The 18,387-nt window shown below is 74.3% G+C and carries 19 protein-coding genes; 15 read left to right on the top strand and 4 right to left on the bottom strand.

The window, feature by feature from the left end; all coding sequences use genetic code 11:
• Positions 1 to 198 precede the first annotated feature (198 nt).
• Together DQ244_RS13525 and DQ244_RS13520 are read left to right on the top strand one after the other, a co-directional pair.
• Complete coding sequence (locus tag DQ244_RS13525; RefSeq protein WP_113811984.1) at positions 199 to 1,860, top strand: catalase; 1,662 nt, start codon at positions 199 to 201, stop codon at positions 1,858 to 1,860.
• Positions 1,861 to 2,008: 148 nt separating this feature from the next.
• Positions 2,009 to 3,319 (top strand): aromatic acid/H+ symport family MFS transporter, encoded by a 1,311-nt coding sequence (locus DQ244_RS13520; protein WP_113811983.1) that lies wholly within the window; start codon positions 2,009 to 2,011, stop codon positions 3,317 to 3,319.
• Positions 3,320 to 3,335: 16 nt separating this feature from the next.
• Here the strand turns inward: DQ244_RS13520 and DQ244_RS13515 are convergent, their stop codons facing one another.
• Both DQ244_RS13515 and DQ244_RS13510 read right to left on the bottom strand, forming a co-directional pair.
• A complete protein-coding gene (locus tag DQ244_RS13515; protein WP_113811982.1) occupies positions 3,336 to 4,283 on the bottom strand; it encodes a proteasome assembly chaperone family protein in 948 nt (315 codons plus the stop codon).
• Between the two features lie 95 nt (positions 4,284 to 4,378).
• Positions 4,379 to 5,674 (bottom strand): AI-2E family transporter, encoded by a 1,296-nt coding sequence (locus DQ244_RS13510; protein ID WP_113811981.1) that lies wholly within the window; start codon positions 5,672 to 5,674, stop codon positions 4,379 to 4,381.
• Between the two features lie 77 nt (positions 5,675 to 5,751).
• Here DQ244_RS13510 and DQ244_RS13505 point away from each other — a divergent pair, with 77 nt between their 5' ends.
• The 13 genes from DQ244_RS13505 to DQ244_RS13445 all read left to right on the top strand — a co-directional run bounded on the left by DQ244_RS13505 (position 5,752) and on the right by DQ244_RS13445 (position 16,704).
• Positions 5,752 to 6,219, top strand: a complete 468-nt coding sequence (locus DQ244_RS13505; protein ID WP_113811980.1) for a PPOX class F420-dependent oxidoreductase — start codon at positions 5,752 to 5,754, stop codon at positions 6,217 to 6,219.
• Positions 6,220 to 6,257: 38 nt separating this feature from the next.
• On the top strand, positions 6,258 to 6,845 hold the full coding sequence (locus DQ244_RS13500) for a hypothetical protein (RefSeq protein WP_113811979.1): 588 nt from the start codon (positions 6,258 to 6,260) through the stop codon (positions 6,843 to 6,845).
• The gene (locus DQ244_RS13495; protein ID WP_113811978.1) at positions 6,842 to 7,366 is read left to right on the top strand and encodes a hypothetical protein; all 525 of its coding nucleotides are present in this window, start codon (positions 6,842 to 6,844) and stop codon (positions 7,364 to 7,366) included. Before DQ244_RS13500 ends, DQ244_RS13495 begins: the two co-directional genes overlap by 4 nt.
• A gap of 88 nt (positions 7,367 to 7,454) precedes the next feature.
• The gene (locus DQ244_RS13490; RefSeq protein WP_199580381.1) at positions 7,455 to 8,102 is read left to right on the top strand and encodes a hypothetical protein; all 648 of its coding nucleotides are present in this window, start codon (positions 7,455 to 7,457) and stop codon (positions 8,100 to 8,102) included.
• Between the two features lie 10 nt (positions 8,103 to 8,112).
• A complete protein-coding gene (locus tag DQ244_RS13485; RefSeq protein WP_113811977.1) occupies positions 8,113 to 10,557 on the top strand; it encodes a hypothetical protein in 2,445 nt (814 codons plus the stop codon).
• Positions 10,558 to 10,628: 71 nt separating this feature from the next.
• Entirely contained in the window at positions 10,629 to 11,174 is a 546-nt protein-coding gene (locus DQ244_RS13480; protein ID WP_113811976.1) for a hypothetical protein, read from the top strand.
• A gap of 6 nt (positions 11,175 to 11,180) precedes the next feature.
• Positions 11,181 to 11,933, top strand: coding sequence for a dienelactone hydrolase family protein (locus DQ244_RS13475; protein ID WP_113811975.1), 753 nt, complete (start codon positions 11,181 to 11,183; stop codon positions 11,931 to 11,933).
• A gap of 47 nt (positions 11,934 to 11,980) precedes the next feature.
• Entirely contained in the window at positions 11,981 to 12,421 is a 441-nt protein-coding gene (locus DQ244_RS13470) for a GNAT family N-acetyltransferase (RefSeq protein ID WP_113811974.1), read from the top strand.
• Between the two features lie 4 nt (positions 12,422 to 12,425).
• Entirely contained in the window at positions 12,426 to 12,821 is a 396-nt protein-coding gene (locus DQ244_RS13465) for an ankyrin repeat domain-containing protein (protein WP_113811973.1), read from the top strand.
• A 64-nt stretch (positions 12,822 to 12,885) separates the two neighbouring features.
• Positions 12,886 to 14,181 carry an AI-2E family transporter gene (locus DQ244_RS13460; RefSeq protein ID WP_113811972.1) on the top strand — a complete coding sequence of 432 codons (1,296 nt, stop codon included), beginning with the start codon at positions 12,886 to 12,888 and terminating at the stop codon, positions 14,179 to 14,181.
• A 140-nt stretch (positions 14,182 to 14,321) separates the two neighbouring features.
• Positions 14,322 to 15,098 (top strand): 3-oxoacyl-ACP reductase FabG, encoded by a 777-nt coding sequence (gene fabG, locus DQ244_RS13455; protein WP_113811971.1) that lies wholly within the window; start codon positions 14,322 to 14,324, stop codon positions 15,096 to 15,098.
• Positions 15,099 to 15,177: 79 nt separating this feature from the next.
• Positions 15,178 to 15,945 (top strand): crotonase/enoyl-CoA hydratase family protein, encoded by a 768-nt coding sequence (locus DQ244_RS13450; RefSeq protein ID WP_113811970.1) that lies wholly within the window; start codon positions 15,178 to 15,180, stop codon positions 15,943 to 15,945.
• 129 nt (positions 15,946 to 16,074) lie between these two features.
• Entirely contained in the window at positions 16,075 to 16,704 is a 630-nt protein-coding gene (locus tag DQ244_RS13445; protein ID WP_113811969.1) for an SGNH/GDSL hydrolase family protein, read from the top strand.
• 15 nt (positions 16,705 to 16,719) lie between these two features.
• Here the strand turns inward: DQ244_RS13445 and DQ244_RS13440 are convergent, their stop codons facing one another.
• Entirely contained in the window at positions 16,720 to 17,883 is a 1,164-nt protein-coding gene (locus DQ244_RS13440) for a cation:proton antiporter (protein ID WP_113811968.1), read from the bottom strand.
• A 6-nt stretch (positions 17,884 to 17,889) separates the two neighbouring features.
• The gene (locus DQ244_RS13435; protein WP_113811967.1) at positions 17,890 to 18,375 is read right to left on the bottom strand and encodes a cation:proton antiporter regulatory subunit; all 486 of its coding nucleotides are present in this window, start codon (positions 18,373 to 18,375) and stop codon (positions 17,890 to 17,892) included.
• Positions 18,376 to 18,387 lie beyond the last annotated feature (12 nt).

Below are 18,387 nucleotides of genomic sequence, written 5' to 3'. Positions count from 1 at the left end.
GCCCGTGGGAGTCGCGCCACATCCAGCCCCCTTCTTTTGACTCGGTCAAGAAAAGGGGGTTGGCTGGACCAGCGCGGCCGGCTCCGTCGTCGACGAGGCCGAGGTCGTGCTCTGGGGCTCGTGTCGCGACTGCCGAGCGAGGGCAGCAGCAGAGCCGGTGCAGATCGAAGAGCACCCGATCCGAGGAGGAACACCCGCATGACCGACGTCGCATCGCAGGGCCCGGCCCCGAGCGAGGCCGACCGCCCCGTCCTGACCAACCGTCAGGGCCACCCGGTCTACGACAACCAGAACCAGCGGACGGTGGGCGCCCGTGGCCCCGCGACCCTGGAGAACTACCAGTTCCTCGAGAAGATCAGCCACTTCGACCGGGAGCGCATCCCGGAGCGCGTGGTGCACGCCCGCGGCATCACCGCGTTCGGCTTCTTCGAGGCCGACGGCACCGTCGGCGACGAGCCGATCGCGAAGTACACCCGCGCCAAGCTGTTCCAGGAGAAGGGCAAGCGCACCGACGTCGCCCTGCGCTTCTCCACCGTGGCCGGTGGCCGCGACTCCTCCGAGTCCGCGCGCGACCCCCGCGGTTTCGCGGTGAAGTTCTACACCGAGGACGGCAACTGGGACCTCGTCGGCAACAACCTGGGCGTCTTCTTCATCCGGGACGCCATCAAGTTCCCCGACTTCATCCACTCGCAGAAGCCCGACCCGGTCACCTTCGAGGCCAACGTCGCCGAGCGCGCGTTCGACTTCTTCAGCCAGACCCCCGAGGCCATGCACATGATCTCGCTGGTCTTCAGCCCCCGCGGCACCCCGGCCAACTACCGGAACATGCAGGGCTTCGGCGTGAACACCTACAAGTGGGTCAACGCCGCCGGCGAGACCGTCCTGGTCAAGTACCACTGGTACCCGAAGGACGGCGTGAAGTCCTGGGGCGCCGCCGACGCCGCCGCCGCGCAGGCCAAGAGCCTGGGCACCCACACCAAGGACCTGCACGACTCGATCGCTGCGGGCGACTTCCCGCAGTGGGACCTCTACGTCCAGATCATGAGCGACGACGAGCACCCCGAGCTCGACTTCGACCCGCTCGACGACACCAAGACCTGGCCGCAGGAGCTCTTCCCGGTCCGCAAGGTCGGCACGATGACCCTCAACCGCATGCCGGTGGACAACTTCACCGAGAACGAGCAGATCGCGTTCGGCACCGGTGTGCTGGTCGACGGCCTGGACTTCTCCGACGACAAGATGCTGGTCGGCCGGACGTTCTCCTACTCCGACACCCAGCGCTACCGGGTCGGCCCGAACTACCTGCAGCTGCCGGTGAACCAGCCGAAGGCCAAGGTCGCCACGAACCAGCGCGACGGCCAGATGGCCTACGGCGTCGACCGCGCCGAGGGCACCAACCCCCACGTGAACTACGAGCCGTCGGTCCTCGGCGGTCTGCGCGAGGCGCAGTACCCGAGCCACGACGAGCAGGGGCCGGTCATCACCGGCCGGGTCACCCGCAAGCGGATCCCGCGCACGAACGACTACCAGCAGGCCGGCGAGCGCTACCAGCTCTCCGAGCAGTGGGAGAAGGACGAGCTGGTCGCCAACCTCGTCGGTGCCCTGGAGCAGTGCCGCCGCGACATCCAGGAGCGGATGGTGTGGCACTTCTTCATGTGCGACGACGAGTGGGGCCAGCGCGTCGGCGACGCCCTGGGCATCACCGCGGACGACGTGCGTGGCCTGGAGCCGCTGCAGACGCAGACGCTGGACGACGACGAGCTGGCCCGGGCGGCCAACCTCGGCAAGAACGGCCCGCGCGACGTCACCGGCAAGGACATGACGCACTGCGTGCCCAACGAGCACGTCACCGTCAGCTGACACCAGCCAGCACCGCACGGCGGGCCGCGACCGGGATCTGCCGGTCGCGGCCCGTCGTCGTTCCGCCCAGCGGAGGCGCGATGTGGCCGGGGGAGTGCGGGCGTCCTAGCGTTCTGGGGCACCTGATCGCCGACCTCGTGGGACCGACGTGAGCTCCACCTCCACCGCCACCGGCGGCACCACCGCCCGCGCAGCGGGCTGGGTGGCCCCGCTCTGCTGGATCGCCGTCCTGCTGGACGGGTTCGACCTCGTCGTCGTGGGCACCGTCGTGCCGACCCTGCGGACGCCGGAGGTCTGGGGCCTCAGCGGCAGCGGCGCGACCGCCGTCATCACCGTCGGCCTCGTCGGGATGATGATCGGCGCCCTGACGATCGGCACGCTCACCGACTTGGTCGGCCGCCGCAAGGCCCTGATCGGCGCGGTGGTGTCGTTCTCCCTCTTCACCCTGCTGTGCGCCTTCGCGCCGAACGCCACGGTGTTCGGCGTCCTGCGCTTCCTCGCCGGCCTCGGTCTCGGCGGCGCCCTGCCGACGGCGATCGCGATGGTGAACGAGTTCTCCCGCGCCGGCCGCAGCGGTCGCGCGACCACCACGATGATGACCGGCTACCACGTGGGCGCCGTCGCCACGGCGGCCCTGGCGATCGTGGTCATCCCCGAGCTGGGCTGGCAGTGGATGTTCGTGATCGGCGCGCTGCCGGCGCTGGTCCTGGTCCCGGTCATGATCGCCAAGCTGCCCGAGTCCGCCGCCTTCCTCGTGGCGCACGGCCGTCGGGAGGAGGCCGAGGTGGTGGCCGCCCGCTACGGCCTGGAGCTGGAGCAGCCCGCGGCACCCGTCGCCCCGAAGGCGGGCGAGACCCGCGCCGGCGGCGCCGCCGCGACGCTGCGCACCCTGTTCAGCGACGGCTACCTGCGCAACACCGTGGCCGTCGGCGTCACCTCGTTCATGGGCCTGCTGCTGGTCTACGGCCTGAACAACTGGCTGCCCACGATCATGCGCGAGGCCGGCTACGACCTCGGCGACTCGCTGGCCTTCCTGCTCGTGCTGAACGTGGGCGCCGTCGTCGGCCTGCTGGTCGCCGGTGCCGTGGCCGACCGGATCGGCGCCCGGCTCGCCGGCATGGCCTGGTTCGCCGCCGGCGCGCTGTTCCTCGCCCTGCTCTCGGTCGAGCTGCCCACGGTCGGCCTCTACGCGATGTGCTTCGCCACCGGCTGCTTCGTCTTCAGCGCGCAGGTGCTGGTCTACGCGTTCACCAGCGCCCACTACCCGCCGCAGGTGCGGGCGACGGCGCTGGGCTGGTCGGCCGGGGCCGGGCGCACCGGGGCCATCGTCGGCCCGGTGATCACCGGAGCGCTGGTCACGGCCGGGATCGCCTACCCGTGGGGCTTCTACATGTTCGCCGTCGTCGGGGTCCTCGGAGCCCTGGCCCTGAGCGTCACGCGGCACCGCGCCGCGGCCTGACCCGCGAGGGGAGCGGTCAGTCGCGCTTGCGGTCCTGGTCGGCCAGGAAGCGCTCGAACTCCGCGCCGATCTCGTCGGCGCTGGGCACCTCGCCCGCCGCACCCAGCAGGTCGGTGCCCTCGCGGGCGGCGGTGAACGAGTCGTACTGCTGCTCCAGGGCGGCGACGACGGCGGTGTTGTCGGCCGACCGGCCGATCTGCTCGTCGATCTCCGTGCGGTTGGCCTCGGCGGCCTCGCGCAGGGCGTCGGTGGGCAGGCGCAACCCGGTCAGCCGCTCCAGGTGCTCGATCAGGGTGAGCGAGGCGGCCGGGTAGCTGGCCTGGGCCAGGTAGTGCGGCACGTGCGCGGCGACCCCGAGCGCGTCCACGCCCACCTCGCCCATCCGCAGCTCCAGCAGCGCCGAGACGCTGCCGGGGATCTGCATCTCGCCCCAGTAGACGGGATACGGCTCGATCAGCTGGCGGCGGGTGGCGTGGGCGGTGACGGTGACCGGGCGGGTGTGCGGCACCGGCATCGGGATGGCCTGCAGGGCGACGACGCTCGTCACGCCCAGCCGGTCCACGAGCCAGCCGACGGCGGCGACGAACCGCTCCCAGGCGTAGTCGGGCTCGGCGCCGTGCAGCAGCAGGAACGTCTCACCGGCGTCGTCCTCGACCGCGTGCAGGGTCAGCTCGGGAGCGGCGAACCTCTCGTACCGGTCGCTGTTGAACGTCATGCGCGGACGGCGGGCCCGGTAGTCGATCAGGCTGTCGACGTCGAAGCGGGCGACCACCTCGGAGGAGAGCGCGCCGAGCAGGTGGGCGCCGGCGCGGCTGCCCGCGGAGGCGGCGTCGAAGTCCCCGGCGAGGTCGTGGACCAGGACCAGCCCGCGTCGCTCGGCCGGGTCGGTGACCGCGGCCTCGCGGTCGAGGAACCGGTCGGCGGCGGGGAGCAGCTCGACGAGCTCCTCCGGCAACTGGGCCACGGTGAGACCTCCTGAGGTGGGGACGGACGCCGTACGGGGAGTGCAGCGCCCGGGGGCGACCCGGGCATTCCCATCGTCCTCCCGTGGGGCGGGGGTCAGCCCTCGCGGGTCTGCTGCGGCTCCGGGGCCGCCACCTGCTCGGAGCTCACGGTGGCCCCGGAGTCGTCGCCGTCGATCCGCGCGCGGGTGCCGTCGTCGGCCACCTCGGGTGACTTCCCGTCGAGCTCGTCGCGCACGTACCGGTAGACGACGGCGATGAGCGCGGCGACCGGCACCCCGAGGAAGGCGCCGATGATGCCGGCCAGGCTGCTGCCGGCGGTGACGGCCAGGATGACGACGGCGGCGTGCAGGTTGAAGCCGCGGCCCTGGATGATCGGCTGCAGCACGTTGCCCTCGAGCTGTTGCACCACCAGCACGACGGCGAAGATGATCAGGGCGACGGTGAAGCCCTCGTCGACCAGCGCGATCAGGACGGCGAAGGCGCCGGCCACGAAGGCGCCGATGATCGGGATGAACGCGCCGAAGAAGGTCAGGATCGCCAGCGGGATGACCAGCGGCACGTCGAAGATCCAGAGGAAGAGGCCGATGAAGAAGGCGTCGACGAAGCCGACGAGGGCCTGCTGGCGGATGAACTCCGACAGCGTCGCCCAGGTCTTGTAGGACAGCGCCGCGACGTGGCGGGCCGCCCGCGGGCCCGTCTGGGCCGACAGCCACGGCACCCAGCGCGGCCCGTCCTTCAGGAAGAAGAAGCACAGGATCAGGGCCAGGACGAGGTTGATCAGCCCGTTGCCGACGGCGGACACCCCGGTCACGGCGTAGCCCGCGATGTTCTGGGCGTTGCCCTGGATCGAGTTGATGACCGAGTCGACGGCGTCGCCGACCTGGTCCTCGCCGAGGTTCAGCGGCGGCCCCTGCACCCACCTCTGGACGTCCTGCAGGCCGGCGGAAGCCTGGTCGGCGAGCTCGGTCGCCTGGGTGGCCACCTGCGGGGCGATGGCGGCGATGATGCCGCCGAAGATGCCGAGGAAGGCCAGCAGCACGACCGAGGCGGCCAGGGCCGGCGGCCACCGGTGGGACCGGAGGAAGCGCGTCGGTGGCCACAGCACGGTGGCGATGAGCAGCCCGAGCACGATCGGCAGCAGGATCACCCAGAGCTTGCCGAGGACGTAGCCGAGGACGGTGAGCGCGGCGAGGATCAGCAGCAGCTGCCCGGACGTGACGGCGAGCGCGCGCAGTGCCCGCTGCATCTTGGGCCCGCGGCCGTCGGTGGGGGCGGGTGCGCTGGTGACGGCAGGAGCGGCGACGTCGCTGCTGCGGGGTGCCGGCTCGGGGTGTGGCTCGGCCTCGCCGCGCGGGGCAGCGGGCGTCCGACCTGGCAGGGGCAACCTCATACCGGCGATCCCACCACGGATCGCCACCTCCGACCGGCCGGACGACGATCGTCACACCCGCGTCGTAGCGTTCGGGCATGCCGAAGATCGCCACCTCCGACCGGGTCGAGCGCGCCGAGCTCCTGGGCTTCCTGCGCCCACGGCACCGGGCCGTGCTGCTGACCCGCCGGTCCTCGGGTGGTCCGCAGCTGTCCCCGGTCACCTGCGGGGTGGACGCCGAGGGGCGGATCGTGGTCTCCACCTATCCGCAGCGCGCGAAGGTGGCCAACGCGCGGCGGGAGCCGACCGTCTCGATGTGCGTCCTGTCCGACGAGTGGGACGGCCCGTGGGTCCAGGTCGACGGCGAGGCCGAGGTGCTGGACCTACCGGAGGCGCTCGACCCGCTGGTCGAGTACTTCCGCTCGATCAGCGGCGAGCACCCCGACTGGGACGAGTACCGGGCGGCGATGGTGACGCAGGGCAAGTCGCTGCTGCGGATCAGCATCACGGGCTGGGGTCCGATCGCGACGGGCGGTTTCCCGGCAGAGGTAGCTGACAAGCTCTGAGCCTTGCTTCTCTCGATGAAAGGTGTCAGGCTTGTCGGGTGCCGTACGTGCTGACCGTGGACCAACGAGCCAGTCGGCGAGGCCCCGACCGCGTCGGTGAGGCCCTCGCCGAGCTGACGGCGGGCGTGCGCCCCGTGCTGCCGTTCGAGCGGACCGCCGGGGACGAGTTCCAGGGCGTCCTCGCCACGCCCGAGGCGGTCGTCGACGTCGCCGTCCGCCTCGTCCGGCTCGGCGGCTGGAGCATCGGCATCGGCGCCGGTCCCGTGCAGAGCCCGCTCCCGCCCAGCACCCGGGCGGCCACGGGGCCGGCGTTCCTGAGCGCCCGCCGCGCCGTCGACGCGGCCAAGCAGCGGCCGATGCGGCTGGCGGTCCGCGGCGCCGTCGCACCCGACGCCGCCGACGCGCAGGCGGTGCTCAGCGCGCTGGCGGTGCTCGTCGGCCGGCGCAGCGACCAGGCGTGGGAGGCGATCGACCTGGTAGACGGCGGCCGGACGCAGGCCGAGGCGGCCGCGGAGCTGGGCATCTCGCGGCAGGCGGTCGGGCAGCGGCTGGCCGCCGCCTCCTGGGAGCTGGAGCGGGAGCTGCGGCCCACCGCCGCCCGGCTGCTGGCGAGGGCGGCCGGATGACCGCCGCGGTGCTCGTGCTGCTGGCTCTCGTCGCGCTGGCCGGGCTCGCGCTGGTGGTCCTCGGCGAGCGCCGGCCCGTCGTGACCGGCGGGGCGGTGGCCCTCGTCGTCGCCCTGGCCGTCGCCGCCGGGCTGGCCTGGCCGGAGGACCCGGCCGGGGACGGGCAGCTGCAGGCGGGCGCCCTCCTCGCCGTCCTGGCCGCGATCACCGGCGGCGGCCCCGTCGCCACAGCGGTGCTGCACGCGGCCGACCCGGCGGCCGCGGGTGTCTCCGGTGGCCCCCAGGACCCCGACATCCTGCGCGGCGGAGCCTGGATCGGGATCCTCGAGCGCGGCGCCCTCGCCGCCACGCTGCTGGCCGGCTGGCCCGAGGGGCTCGCGGTCGTCCTCGCCGTGAAGGGGCTCGGCCGGTTCTCGGAGCTGCGGGCCCCGGCCGCCGCGGAGCGCTTCATCGTCGGCACGCTCGCCAGCGGGCTGTGGGCGGCCGGCTGCGTGGGCGTGGCGGTCCTCCTGCGCGGCTGACCCGCCCGATCGGTGGCCCGTGCGAGCTGCGCGTTTGCCCCGGATGATCTTGGGGCATGCCGGGCCCCCACCGACCGAGGAGGACCCCGTGAGCCAGCCCGACGACCTGCGCCCGCTCTCGCCCGAGGAGCTGGCCGCCGAGACCGGCGCCGCGCTGCCCGACAAGGAGGTCATCTCCCTCCTGGACCTCAACGCCGACCTCGACATCGCGCTCGACGCCGCCGCCCCGATCGACCTGGCCGTGGCCGCCAACGCGAACGTCGCCGCCCCGATCGACGCCGCCGCGGCCGCCAACGTGCTCTCGGTGGACTCCTCGGCCCAGGCGCTGTCGGACCAGGGCGTGCTGATCGACCAGGGCATCACCGGCGAGGCCGTCGCCAACGCGCCGCAGGACAGCACCGTCGACCAGTCCGACGACGCCGTCGGCGGCGAGCCCGCGCCCGCACCGGCACCCACCACCGGCGAGGCCACCGAGACGGTCGGCGACCCGCTGTCGGGCGACCTGCTCGACATCGACATCGACCTCGCCGCCGACGTGGACCTGGCGGCGCCGGTCGCCGGCGCGGTGGCCGCCAACGCGAACGTCGCGGCCCCCATCGACGCGGCCGTGGCGGCCAACATCGGGTCGGTCGGGTCCGAGGCGACCGCCGTCGCCCAGCAGGACGCGATCATCACCCAGGACATCGACGCGAGCGCCCAGGCGACGGCCGACCAGTCCTCCACCATCCAGCAGTGACCGCCCGCCGGTGACCGACCCCCGCACCCGGCCGATCCCCGTCGCCGCCGCGCCCGGCCCCCGGCCGGCCGGTGCCGGCGGGGAGGCCGGTGCCGACGGGGAGGTGCTGGCGCGGGCGGAGGGGCTCGAGCTGCTCGGCGAGGTGCCGGGCTCGGGCTACCGGCGCCCGCCCGCGCTCGCCCGGCGGGCCGACGGCCAGGTCGTCTCCCTGACCCCGCTGCTCCACCAGGTCCTCACCGCGGTCGACGGCCGCTCGACCCTCGCCGAGGTCGCCGAGCGGGTCAGCGCGTCCTCCGGCCGGCTCGTGCGGCCCGACGACGTCCGTCAGCTCGTGGCCGGCTCGCTGCGGCCGCTGGGCCTGCTGCGTCGCGCCGACGGTAGCGAGCCCGAACTGCGCCGGTCCGATCCGCTCCTGGCGCTCCGGTTCCGCCGCGTCGTGACCGATCCAGCGGTCACCCGGCGCCTGACCGCACCGTTCGCCGCGCTGTTCTCCCCGCTGGTCGTCGTCCCGGTCGTGCTGGCCTTCGGGGCCGTGGCCGCCTGGGTCCTGTTCGACCAGGGGCTCGCCGCCGCGACCGCGCAGGCCTTCGCGAACCCGGCGCTCTTCCTCGTCGTCGTCGTCGTGACGGTCCTGTCGGCCGGCTTCCACGAGTTCGGGCACGCCGCGGCCGCGCGCTACGGCGGCGCCAGCCCGGGGACCATGGGCTTCGGCATCTACCTGTTCTGGCCGGCGTTCTACACCGACGTCACCGACAGCTACCGCCTCGGCCGGGCGGGCCGGGTGCGCACCGACCTCGGCGGCCTGTACTTCAACGCCCTGGTCGTGCTGCTGTCGTTCGCGGTCTGGTGGGTGTCGGGCTGGCACGCCGTCCTGCTGCTGGTGGCCACCCAGGTGCTGCAGATGATCCGGCAGCTCGCGCCCCTGCTGCGCTTCGACGGCTACCACGTGCTGGCCGACCTGACCGGCGTGCCCGACCTCTACCAGCGCATGGGCCCGGTGATGGCGGGCCTCCTGCCGGGACGGTGGCGCCAGCCCGAGGCGACGGCGCTGAAGACGTGGGCGCGGATCGTGATCGTGACCTGGGTGCTGGTCGTCGTGCCGCTGATGGCCGCCGCGCTGCTGCTGATGGTGCTCGCCCTGCCGAGGCTGCTGGCCACCGCCGCCACCGCGCTGGCCCGCGAGGGGTCGTTGCTCGGGTCCGCGTTCGGCGACGGGGACTTCATCGGGGTGACCGCCCGGGTGCTGGCGATCGTCGCGCTGCTGATCCCGCTGCTGGGCATCGGGTACGTGCTGGTGCGGACCGTGCGGCAGATCGCGACCGGGGTGTGGCGGAGGACCGAGGGGCGCCCGGTGCGCCGGGCCGTCGCCCTCGTCGTCGCGGCGGCACTCGTGGCCGGGCTTGCCTGGGCGTGGTGGCCCGCCAACGACCGGTACCGGCCGGTGCGCGCCTGGGAGGGCGGCACCGTCCTCGACGTCCTCCCCGCCTCCTCGGAGACAGGCCTCGCCCAGGGCGGCACCGGGCGCGCCGCCACCGTCTGGCCGGCCGACGCCGGACCGCTGCCGACGGCGGACCGTCCGGAGCTGGCGCTCGTGCTGGTGCCCCGGAGCGCGACGGGCTCGGAGCGGGGCACGGAGCCGGGCACGGAGCCGGGCGCGGCCGGCGCGTCGACGGAGGCGCCCACGTGGGTGTTCCCCTTCGACCGGCCCGTGCCGCCCGGCGAGGGCGACAACCAGGCGCTGGCGGTGAACACCGAGGACGGCTCGGTGCTCTACGACGTCTCCTTCGCCCTGGTCTGGGCCGACGACGAGACGGCGCTCAACCGCAACGAGGCCTACGCACTCGCCAGCTGCCGCGACTGCACGACCGTCGCCGTGGCGTTCCAGGTGGTCCTGCTGATCGGCTCCGTCGACGTCGTGGTGCCGCAGAACATCGCCGCCGCGGTCAACTACGCCTGCGTCGAGTGCGTGACCGCCGCCCTTGCGACGCAGCTGGTGCTCACCGTGCCGGGACCGCTCGAGGGGGATGCTGCCCGCGAGCTCGAGGCGATCTGGGCCGAGCTGCAGGAGTTCGGCCGGCAGCTGCAGGGTCTGCCCCTGGCCGAGATCCGGGACCGGCTCACCGCATTCGAGCAGCGCATCGCCGAGGTGGTGCGGTCCGAGGCCCCGCCGCGCGAGGAGGACGCGCCCGCCGGCACCACGCCGCCGGGCACCCCGACCCCGACCGGCTCGGCCGAGCGCACGGGCGCCGGGGGCGGCACCGCGGAGGACCCGCCTGCCGACGGCGACGAGACGCCGGCGACCGGGACGCCGGCCACCGGGACGCCGTCGAGGACGGAGAGCCCGACGACGGGATCGGGCGACGCGGGGGACGGGACTCCCGCGCCCACCCCGACGACGACCGCGCCGGAGGAGAGCGCCGCCGGCACGACGGCGTCGGCGAGCCCCACCGGCTGACCGGCGGTCAGCGGACCCGGCGCCCGCAGGGAAGACTGTCCACCGACCCCCTCGTCCCTCCTGGAGGCCTCGTGCCCGACTCACCCGCCACCGGCGCCGTCCGCAACCCCGAGCTGCTGGCCATCTACTGCAACGACCACCTGGCCGCGGCGGCCGGCGGCATCGAGCTGGTCAGCCGGATGCTCGGCCGTCACCGCGGCGGCACCTACGAGGCCCGGCTGGAGGGGCTGCTCGACGAGCTGCGCGAGGAGCGCAGCGCGCTGCGGAGCACGATCGACTCCCTCGGCCTCCCGGTGCGGCAGTACAAGCTGATCCTGTCGTGGGTCGCCGAGAAGCTCAGCCGGGGCAAGCTCAACGGCCGGCTGGTGTCCCGCTCGCCGCTGAGCGACCTGGTGGAGTTCGAGTTCATCGCCACCGCCGTCCTGGCCAAGCGCGCCGGCTTCGAGACGCTGCGCGCGCTGGGCGAGTCGGAGCACCGCATCGACGCCGCCCTCTTCGAGCGGCTCATCGACCAGGCCGACCGCCAGCACCACTGGCTCGCCGAGGCGCGCCGCGACGTCGCCGAGCAGGTCTTCGGCGGGGAGTCCGAAGCCGCCAGCGACGCCGCCGACACCTGAGCCGGCATGTGCCACAGCCCTGGCAGCCGGCCGCCCGCACCACCGCGGAGCGGGACGGTCGGCGCCACCGCGTCGTCCACCCTCACCGCTGCCGACGGCACGGAGTTCACCGTCAGCACCGCCCTGCCCGCCGAGCGGGCGCGCACGGGAGCGGTGATCCTCCCGGACGTCCGCGGTCTGCACCCCTACTACGTGGCGCTGGCCGAGCGGTTCGCCGAGGCCGGCGTCGCTGCGGTCGCCATCGACTGGTTCGGCCGCACGGCGGGGGTCGCCGGGACCGGCACCCGCGGCGCGGACTTCGACTACCAGCAGCACGTCCCGCGCACCACCCCCGAGGGGATCGACGCCGACGTCACCGCAGCGATCGCGCACCTGCGGGCGCAGGCGGGGGAGGACCTCCCCGTGGTGGCCGTCGGCTTCTGCTTCGGTGGCAGCCACGCCTGGCGGCTGGCCGGCGGGGACCTCGACCTGGCCGGCTGCGCCGGGTTCTACGGTCGCCCCTCGCTGGTGGGCGACGCCGCCGACCGGGCGCACCTGCCCACCGTGGTGCTCATCGCCGGGGCGGACACCGCCACGCCGGTCGAGGACCAGCAGGCGCTCGCCGAGCGGATGCGGGCCGCGGGCGCCGACGTCGACGCCGTCGTCTACGACGGTGCGCCGCACTCCTTCTTCGACAGGTCCTCCGAAGACTGGGCCGAGGCCTGCCGCGACGCGTGGGAGCACGTGCTCGCCCTCACCGACCGGGTGGCCCGGAGCTGAGCGCGCCCGATCCCGCCTGGGGTCCGCTCGCCGGAACCTCGGCGCACGTGCGACCGGCCACGGCGGACGACCTCCCGGCCGTCGTGGCGCTGCTGGCCGACGACCCGCTCGGGCAGGGGCGCGAGCACGCCGGGGATCCGGCCTACCGGGCGGCGTTCGACCGGATCGACGCCGATCCGGCGCACCTGCTCGCCGTGGCCGCCGACGGCGACGACGTCGTCGGCACCCTGCAGCTGTCGGTCCTGCCCGGCCTGTCGCGGGCCGGCGCGCTGCGCGGCCAGATCGAGGGGGTGCGGGTCCGCCGCGACCGCCGGGCCCAGGGGCTCGGCGACGCCCTGGTGCGCTGGGCGGTCGAGGAGTCCCGCCGGCAGGGGTGCGCCCTCGTGCAGCTCACCACCGATCTCACCCGCGCCGACGCCCACCGGTTCTACGAGCGGCTGGGCTTCGTGCACACGCACGCCGGCTACAAGAGGGGTCTCCTAGGCTGAGCGCGTGAGCCAGCCCATCGACCCCGAGGTCATCGAACTCGCCGGCCGGGTCTTCGACCTCGCCCGCGGCGGGCACACCGAGGAGCTGTCGGCCTACCTCGACGCGGGCGTGCCGGCCAACCTCACCAACGACAAGGGCGACACGCTGCTGATCCTCGCGGCGTACCACGGCCACCCGGCCACGGTGGCCGCCCTGCTGGCGCACGGAGCCGACCACGGGCGGGCCAACGACCGCGGTCAGACGGCGCTGGCCGCGGCGGTGTTCAAGCAGTCGGCCGCGACCGTCCAGGCGCTCGTCGCCGCCGGGGCCGACCCGGACGCCGGAGGACCGAGCGCCCGGGACATGGCGACCTTCTTCGAGCTCCCGGCCATGGCTGCGCTCCTCGAGGGACCGGCCTAGCGTCGCTCCCGTCGCCGCGAGGCGATCTGGGGGAGGATCGGCGCACCGAGGGGGGAGGGGCGGCATGGCAGCAGCACGCGATCTGCCCGCCACGGGTCCACGCGCACTGGCGACCCGGGGCGGCGAGCAGGACGACGTCGCGATCGAGGACGTCGTGCCGGCCGCCGATCCCGCGCCGGCCGAGATCACCGCGCCCGGCCTGCCCCGGTGGCTGCTCCTCGTCGGCGGCGTCGCGGCCGCCGCGATCGCGATCGCCGGCCTGCAGGCGGTGGCCTGGCTGGTCGCCCCGGTGTTCATGGCGCTGGTCGTGGTCATCGCGCTGGCTCCGGTGCAGAGCTGGCTGCGGCGGCTCGGGGCGCCCCGGTGGCTCGCCACCACCGTGCTGCTCCTGCTGGTGTGGGCGGTGCTGCTCGGCTTCGTCGCGCTGCTGGTCGTCTCGGTGGCCCAGTTCGCCGCGCTGCTGCCCGACTACGCCGGCCAGGCCCAGGTGCTCATCAACGACGTCGTCGCCGACCTCAACAACCGGGGCATCGTCTCCGGTCAGGTGTCGGACCTGGTGCGGCAGATCGACTACGGCTCGCTGGTCGGGCTGGCCACCGATCTGCTCGCCCGCCTGACCAGCGCGGCCTCCACGCTGGTCCTGCTGCTGTCGGCGCTGGTGTTCATGGCCATCGAGTCTGGCGGCTTCAGCCGGCGGATGCAGCTGGTCGCCTCCGAGCGGCCGCACCTGCCGGTGGCCCTCACGCTGTTCACCCGCGGCACCCGCAGCTACCTGCTGGTCAGCACGGTGTTCGGCGCGATCGTGGCCGTGGGCGACACCCTCGCGCTGGTGTGGCTCGACGTGCCGGCCGCGCCGCTGTGGGGGCTGCTGGCCTTCATCACCAACTACGTGCCGAACATCGGCTTCGTGCTGGGCGTGGCGCCCCCCGCCGTGCTCGGGCTGCTCGCGGGCGGGTGGGGCGACTTCGTGGCGATCCTGGTCGTCTACTCGCTGCTGAACTTCGTCGTCCAGACGCTGGTCCAGCCGCGCTTCGTGGGCGACTCGGTCGGCCTGTCGATGACGGTCACGTTCATCGCGCTGCTGTTCTGGAGCTGGGTGCTCGGCGCTCTCGGCGCGCTCCTCGCCATCCCGCTCACGCTGCTGGTCAAGGCACTGCTGGTGGACGTCGATCCGCGCGGGCACTGGCTCGACGCGCTGCTGCGCGAGGAACCCCGGGCCCCGCGGACGGAGCGCGCCCGCCGCCGGATGGACGTGCGGCACGCGACGCTGGCCTCGATGCGGCGGCTGCACCACCACCCGCACCGCCGGTCGGCCGGGACCGAGGTCGAGCCCGTGGGCGCCGTCGCGGAGAAGGACTGACCGCTCCACCGGTGTGCCCGTGCGGGAGCCCTGCCCGACCTTGTGACGGGTGCCGCAACCGGCGGCCGTAACGTGTCGGTCGCAGCTCGCCGCGCACCGGGGTCCCCGGTGCCGCCGGCATCCGACCTGAAGGGGATCTCATGAGCGAGGCAGGCACCACGGGGGCACCGTCCCGCGTGGCCATCGTGACCGGCGCGGCCCGGGGCATCGGCGCGGCGACCGCCATCCGGCTGGCCCAGGACGGCTTCGCCGTCGCGGTCCTCGACCTGGACGAGGGCGCCGCCAAGGCGACCGTCGAGGCGATCGAGTCCGCGGGCGGCAAGGCGCTGGCCGTCGGGGCCGACGTCAGCGACTCCGCCGCCGTCGAGGCGGCCGTCGAGCGCATCGCCACCGAGCTGGGCGCGCCCACCGTGCTGGTCAACAACGCCGGTGTGCTCCGCGACAACATGCTGTTCAAGATGTCGGACTCCGACTGGGACATCGTCATGAACGTGCACCTGCGCGGTGCCTTCCTCATGACCCGTGCCGCCCAGAAGCACATGATCGACCAGAAGTTCGGCCGGATCGTGAACCTGTCGTCGACCTCGGCGCTGGGCAACCGCGGCCAGGCCAACTACTCCACCGCGAAGGCCGGTCTCCAGGGCTTCACCAAGACCCTCGCCATCGAGCTGGGCAAGTTCGGCGTGACCGCCAACGCGATCGCCCCGGGCTTCATCCAGACCGAGATGACCAAGGCCACGGCCGACCGCATGGGCATCCCCTTCGACGACTTCATCAAGGGCGCCGCCTCGATGATCCCGGTGGCCCGTGTCGGCCAGCCCGAGGACATCGCGCACCTGGTGTCGTTCTTCGTCAGCGAGGGCGCCGGCTTCATCTCCGGCCAGGTCGTCTACGCCGCCGGTGGCCCCAAGGCGTAACCATCGGTTCCAGCACGTCACGGGGCCGGGCAGCCACTAGGCTGCCCGGCCTCGCGCCTTTCCCGACCCCGGAGGTCCCGTGTCCGAGCAGCCAGTCCTCGTCGAGCGCCGCGGTGCGGTGCAGGTCGTCACGATCAACCGGCCGCACGCGAAGAACGCCCTGGACGCCGCCGTCGCCCGGGACGTCGCGGCCGCCGTCGACGAGCTGGACGCCTCCGACGACCTGCGCGCCGGCGTCCTGACCGGCGCCGGGGGCTTCTTCTCCGCGGGGATGGACCTCAAGGCGTTCCTGCGCGGCGAGACGCCGGCCATCGAGGGTCGTGGGCTGTGCGGCATCACGAAGACCCCACCGCGCAAGCCCCTGATCGCCGCGGTCGAGGGCGGCGCGCTCGCCGGCGGGTTCGAGCTGGTGCTCGCCTGCGACCTCGTCGTCGCCGGGCGCGGTGCGCGGTTCGGCGTCCCGGAGGTGAAGCGCTCCCTGGTCGCCGCCGGGGGAGCGGCGCTGCTGCTGCCGCAGCGGATACCGCGGGCGGTGGCGCTCGAGCTGCTGCTCACCGGCGACCCGATCGACGCCGAGCGGGCGGCGGCGGTCGGCCTGGTGAACCAGGTGGTCGAGGACGGGACGGCGCTGGACGCGGCCGTGTCGCTGGCCGGGCGGATCGCGGCGAACGGGCCGCTCGCCGTTGCGGCGACCAAGCAGGTCGTGCTGGCCTCCCCCGCGTGGTCGCCGGAGGAGCAGTGGGACCGCCAGGACGAGATCGTGCGGCCGGTGTTCTCCTCCGAGGACGCTCGCGAGGGCTCGACGGCGTTCGCCGAGCGCCGGGACCCGGTGTGGCGCGGCCGCTGATCCGTTGTGGGGGGTCGCTCGAGACGACGTCGGGCGCCCAGCGTCTGGCCGAGGAGCAGGGCGCCGCGGGGGTGTCGCTGCACTGACCTGCGGCGGCATAGGGGGGCCACGACCGGCGTTGATCCGGTCGTGGCCCCTGCTGCTTCTCCGCTCCGACTGCTCGTCCTCGGCGACTCGATCGCCTTCGGCACCGGTGCCGCGCGCGCCGAGGACACCCTCGGCCGCCGTCTCGCCGCCGAGCTCACCGCCGACGGGTTCGACGTCGACCTGCACGTCCTGGCCGTCCCCGGAGCCGTCTCGGCGGACCTGGCCGCGCAGGTGCGCCGCGCGCTGCCGCTCGAGCCCGACCTCGCGCTCGTCGTGATCGGGGCCAACGACCTGGCCCGCTTCGTGCCCGCCCCGCAGGCGACTGCCGCGCTCGGGGCTGCGGTCACCGCACTGCGCGCCGCCGGCAGCGCCGTCGTCGTCGTCCCGGCACCGGACATGTCGATGGTGCCGTTCGTGCCGCCGGCGCTCCGCCCGCTGGTGCGGGGCGCCTGCTCGGTCCTGCAGAGCGGCCAGACGCGGGTCGCCGAGGGCGCCGGTGCCACGGTCGCGTCGGTCGTGGCCGACCTGGCCGGTGCCTTCGTCGCGGACCCTGCGCTCTTCTCCGCCGACCGGTTCCACCCGTCCTCGGCCGGCTACGCGCGGATCGCCCGTGCGCTCGGCCCGCACGTGCTCGCCGCCGCCCGGGCGCGCCGGGACGACGCCGCGGCCTGACCCTCGACCTGAGGGTCAGGTGGGCGCGAACGCCTGCCGCCGCAGCCCGGCGGGCTCGGCGAAGCGCGTGAGCACCGGTCCGGCCACTGCCAGCACCAGCACGTAGCCGGTGGCGATCGGGCCGACCTCGGCCAGCCCCGCGGTGACCGCGAGCCCGGCGATGACGATGGAGAACTCGCCGCGGGCGATCAGCGCCGTACCGGCGCGCAGCCGTCCCGGGACGGCGATGCCGTCGCGCCGGGCGGCGAACCAGCCGGTGCCCATCTTCGTGGCGGCGGTGACCACGGCCAGGGCCAGCGCGGCCGGCAGGACCGGCAGGATCGCGCCCGGGTCGGTGGCGAAGCCGAACGCGACGAAGAACAGCGCGGCGAACAGGTCGCGCAGCGGGCCGAGGATCGCCCGGGCGCGCTCGGCGAAGGAGGCCGGCAGCGCCAGGCCGACCAGGAACGCGCCGACCGCCGCCGAGGCCCCCATGGCCTGCGCGGCGCCCGCGACCAGGAGCGTCAGCCCGACCAGGCGCAGCAGCACCTGCTCGTCGTCGTCGTGGCTGAGCAGCCGGCCGAGCCGGTGACCGTGCCGCTGCGCGGCCGCCAGCACCAGGACGACGGCCCCGACGGCCAGGGCGACGCCGGCGACCGCCGCCGCCGGCCCCTGCCCGGCGAGGGCGACGACGAGCAGCGGCAGGAACAGCGCCATCGCGAGGTCCTCGAGCACCAGCACGGCGAGCACGGCCGGGGTCTCGCGGTTGGCCAGCCGGCCGAGGTCGCCGAGCAGGCGGGCGACGATCCCCGACGAGGAGATCCAGGTGACGCCGGCCAGCGCCAGGGCCCCCTGCCAGGGCAGTCCGAGGAGCAGGCCGGCGACGAAGCCCGGTGGCGCGTTCAGCACCAGGTCGACCAGGCCGGAGGGCGCGTGCCGGCGGAAGGAGCTGAACAGCTCCGTGGCGGAGAACTCCAGGCCGAGCGTGAGGAGCAGGAGCACCACGCCGATCTCGGCGGCCGCGGTGAGGAACGGCTCCGCCGTCGTCAACGGCACCACCCCGCCGTCGCCCACGGCGAGGGCGGCGACGAGCACGAACGGGACGGGAGAGAGGCCCAGGCGGCGGGCGACCATGCCGAGCACCGACAGACCGACGAACAGCAGGCCCAGCTCGACGAGCAGTGCGGCGACGTGGTCCACGCCGGTCTAGCCCCCGTCGGAGAGCCGGCGCTCCAGCTGCGCGAGCCCGGCGCCGGATCCGATCACCACCAGCACGTCGCCGCCGCGCAGCACGTCCTCCGGTCCGGGGGACGGCACCACCTCGGCGCCGCGGACCAGGGCGACGATGGAGCAGCCGGTGAGCGTCCGAGCCCGGGTGTCGCCGAGCGGCCGCCCGTCGAACGGCGAGCCCGCGCCGATGCCCAGCCGGGCGGACTCCAGGCCCGGGACCTCCTTGGAGAGGTCCGCGAAGCGCTGGGTCAGCCGTGGAGCGCCGAGGACCTCGGCGACGGCGTCGGCCTCGTCGGGGCTGAGCCGGAACATGCCCAGGGCGCGGTCGGGATCGCGCCGGTCGTAGACGGAGATCTCCGCGCCACCCTGGCGTTGCACGACGATGCCCAGGACCTGGCCGGAGCTGCACCGCATCTCGTAGCGGACGCCGACTCCGGGCAGCAGGGTCTCCTCGAGCTCCACGACGGCATCGTC

The sequence above is a fragment of the Blastococcus sp. TBT05-19 genome, assembly GCF_003319095.1.
GTDB lineage: Bacteria > Actinomycetota > Actinomycetes > Mycobacteriales > Geodermatophilaceae > Blastococcus.
Note: the sequence above shows the minus strand (reverse complement) of the source record. Positions and strands in the feature narration are given on the sequence as shown.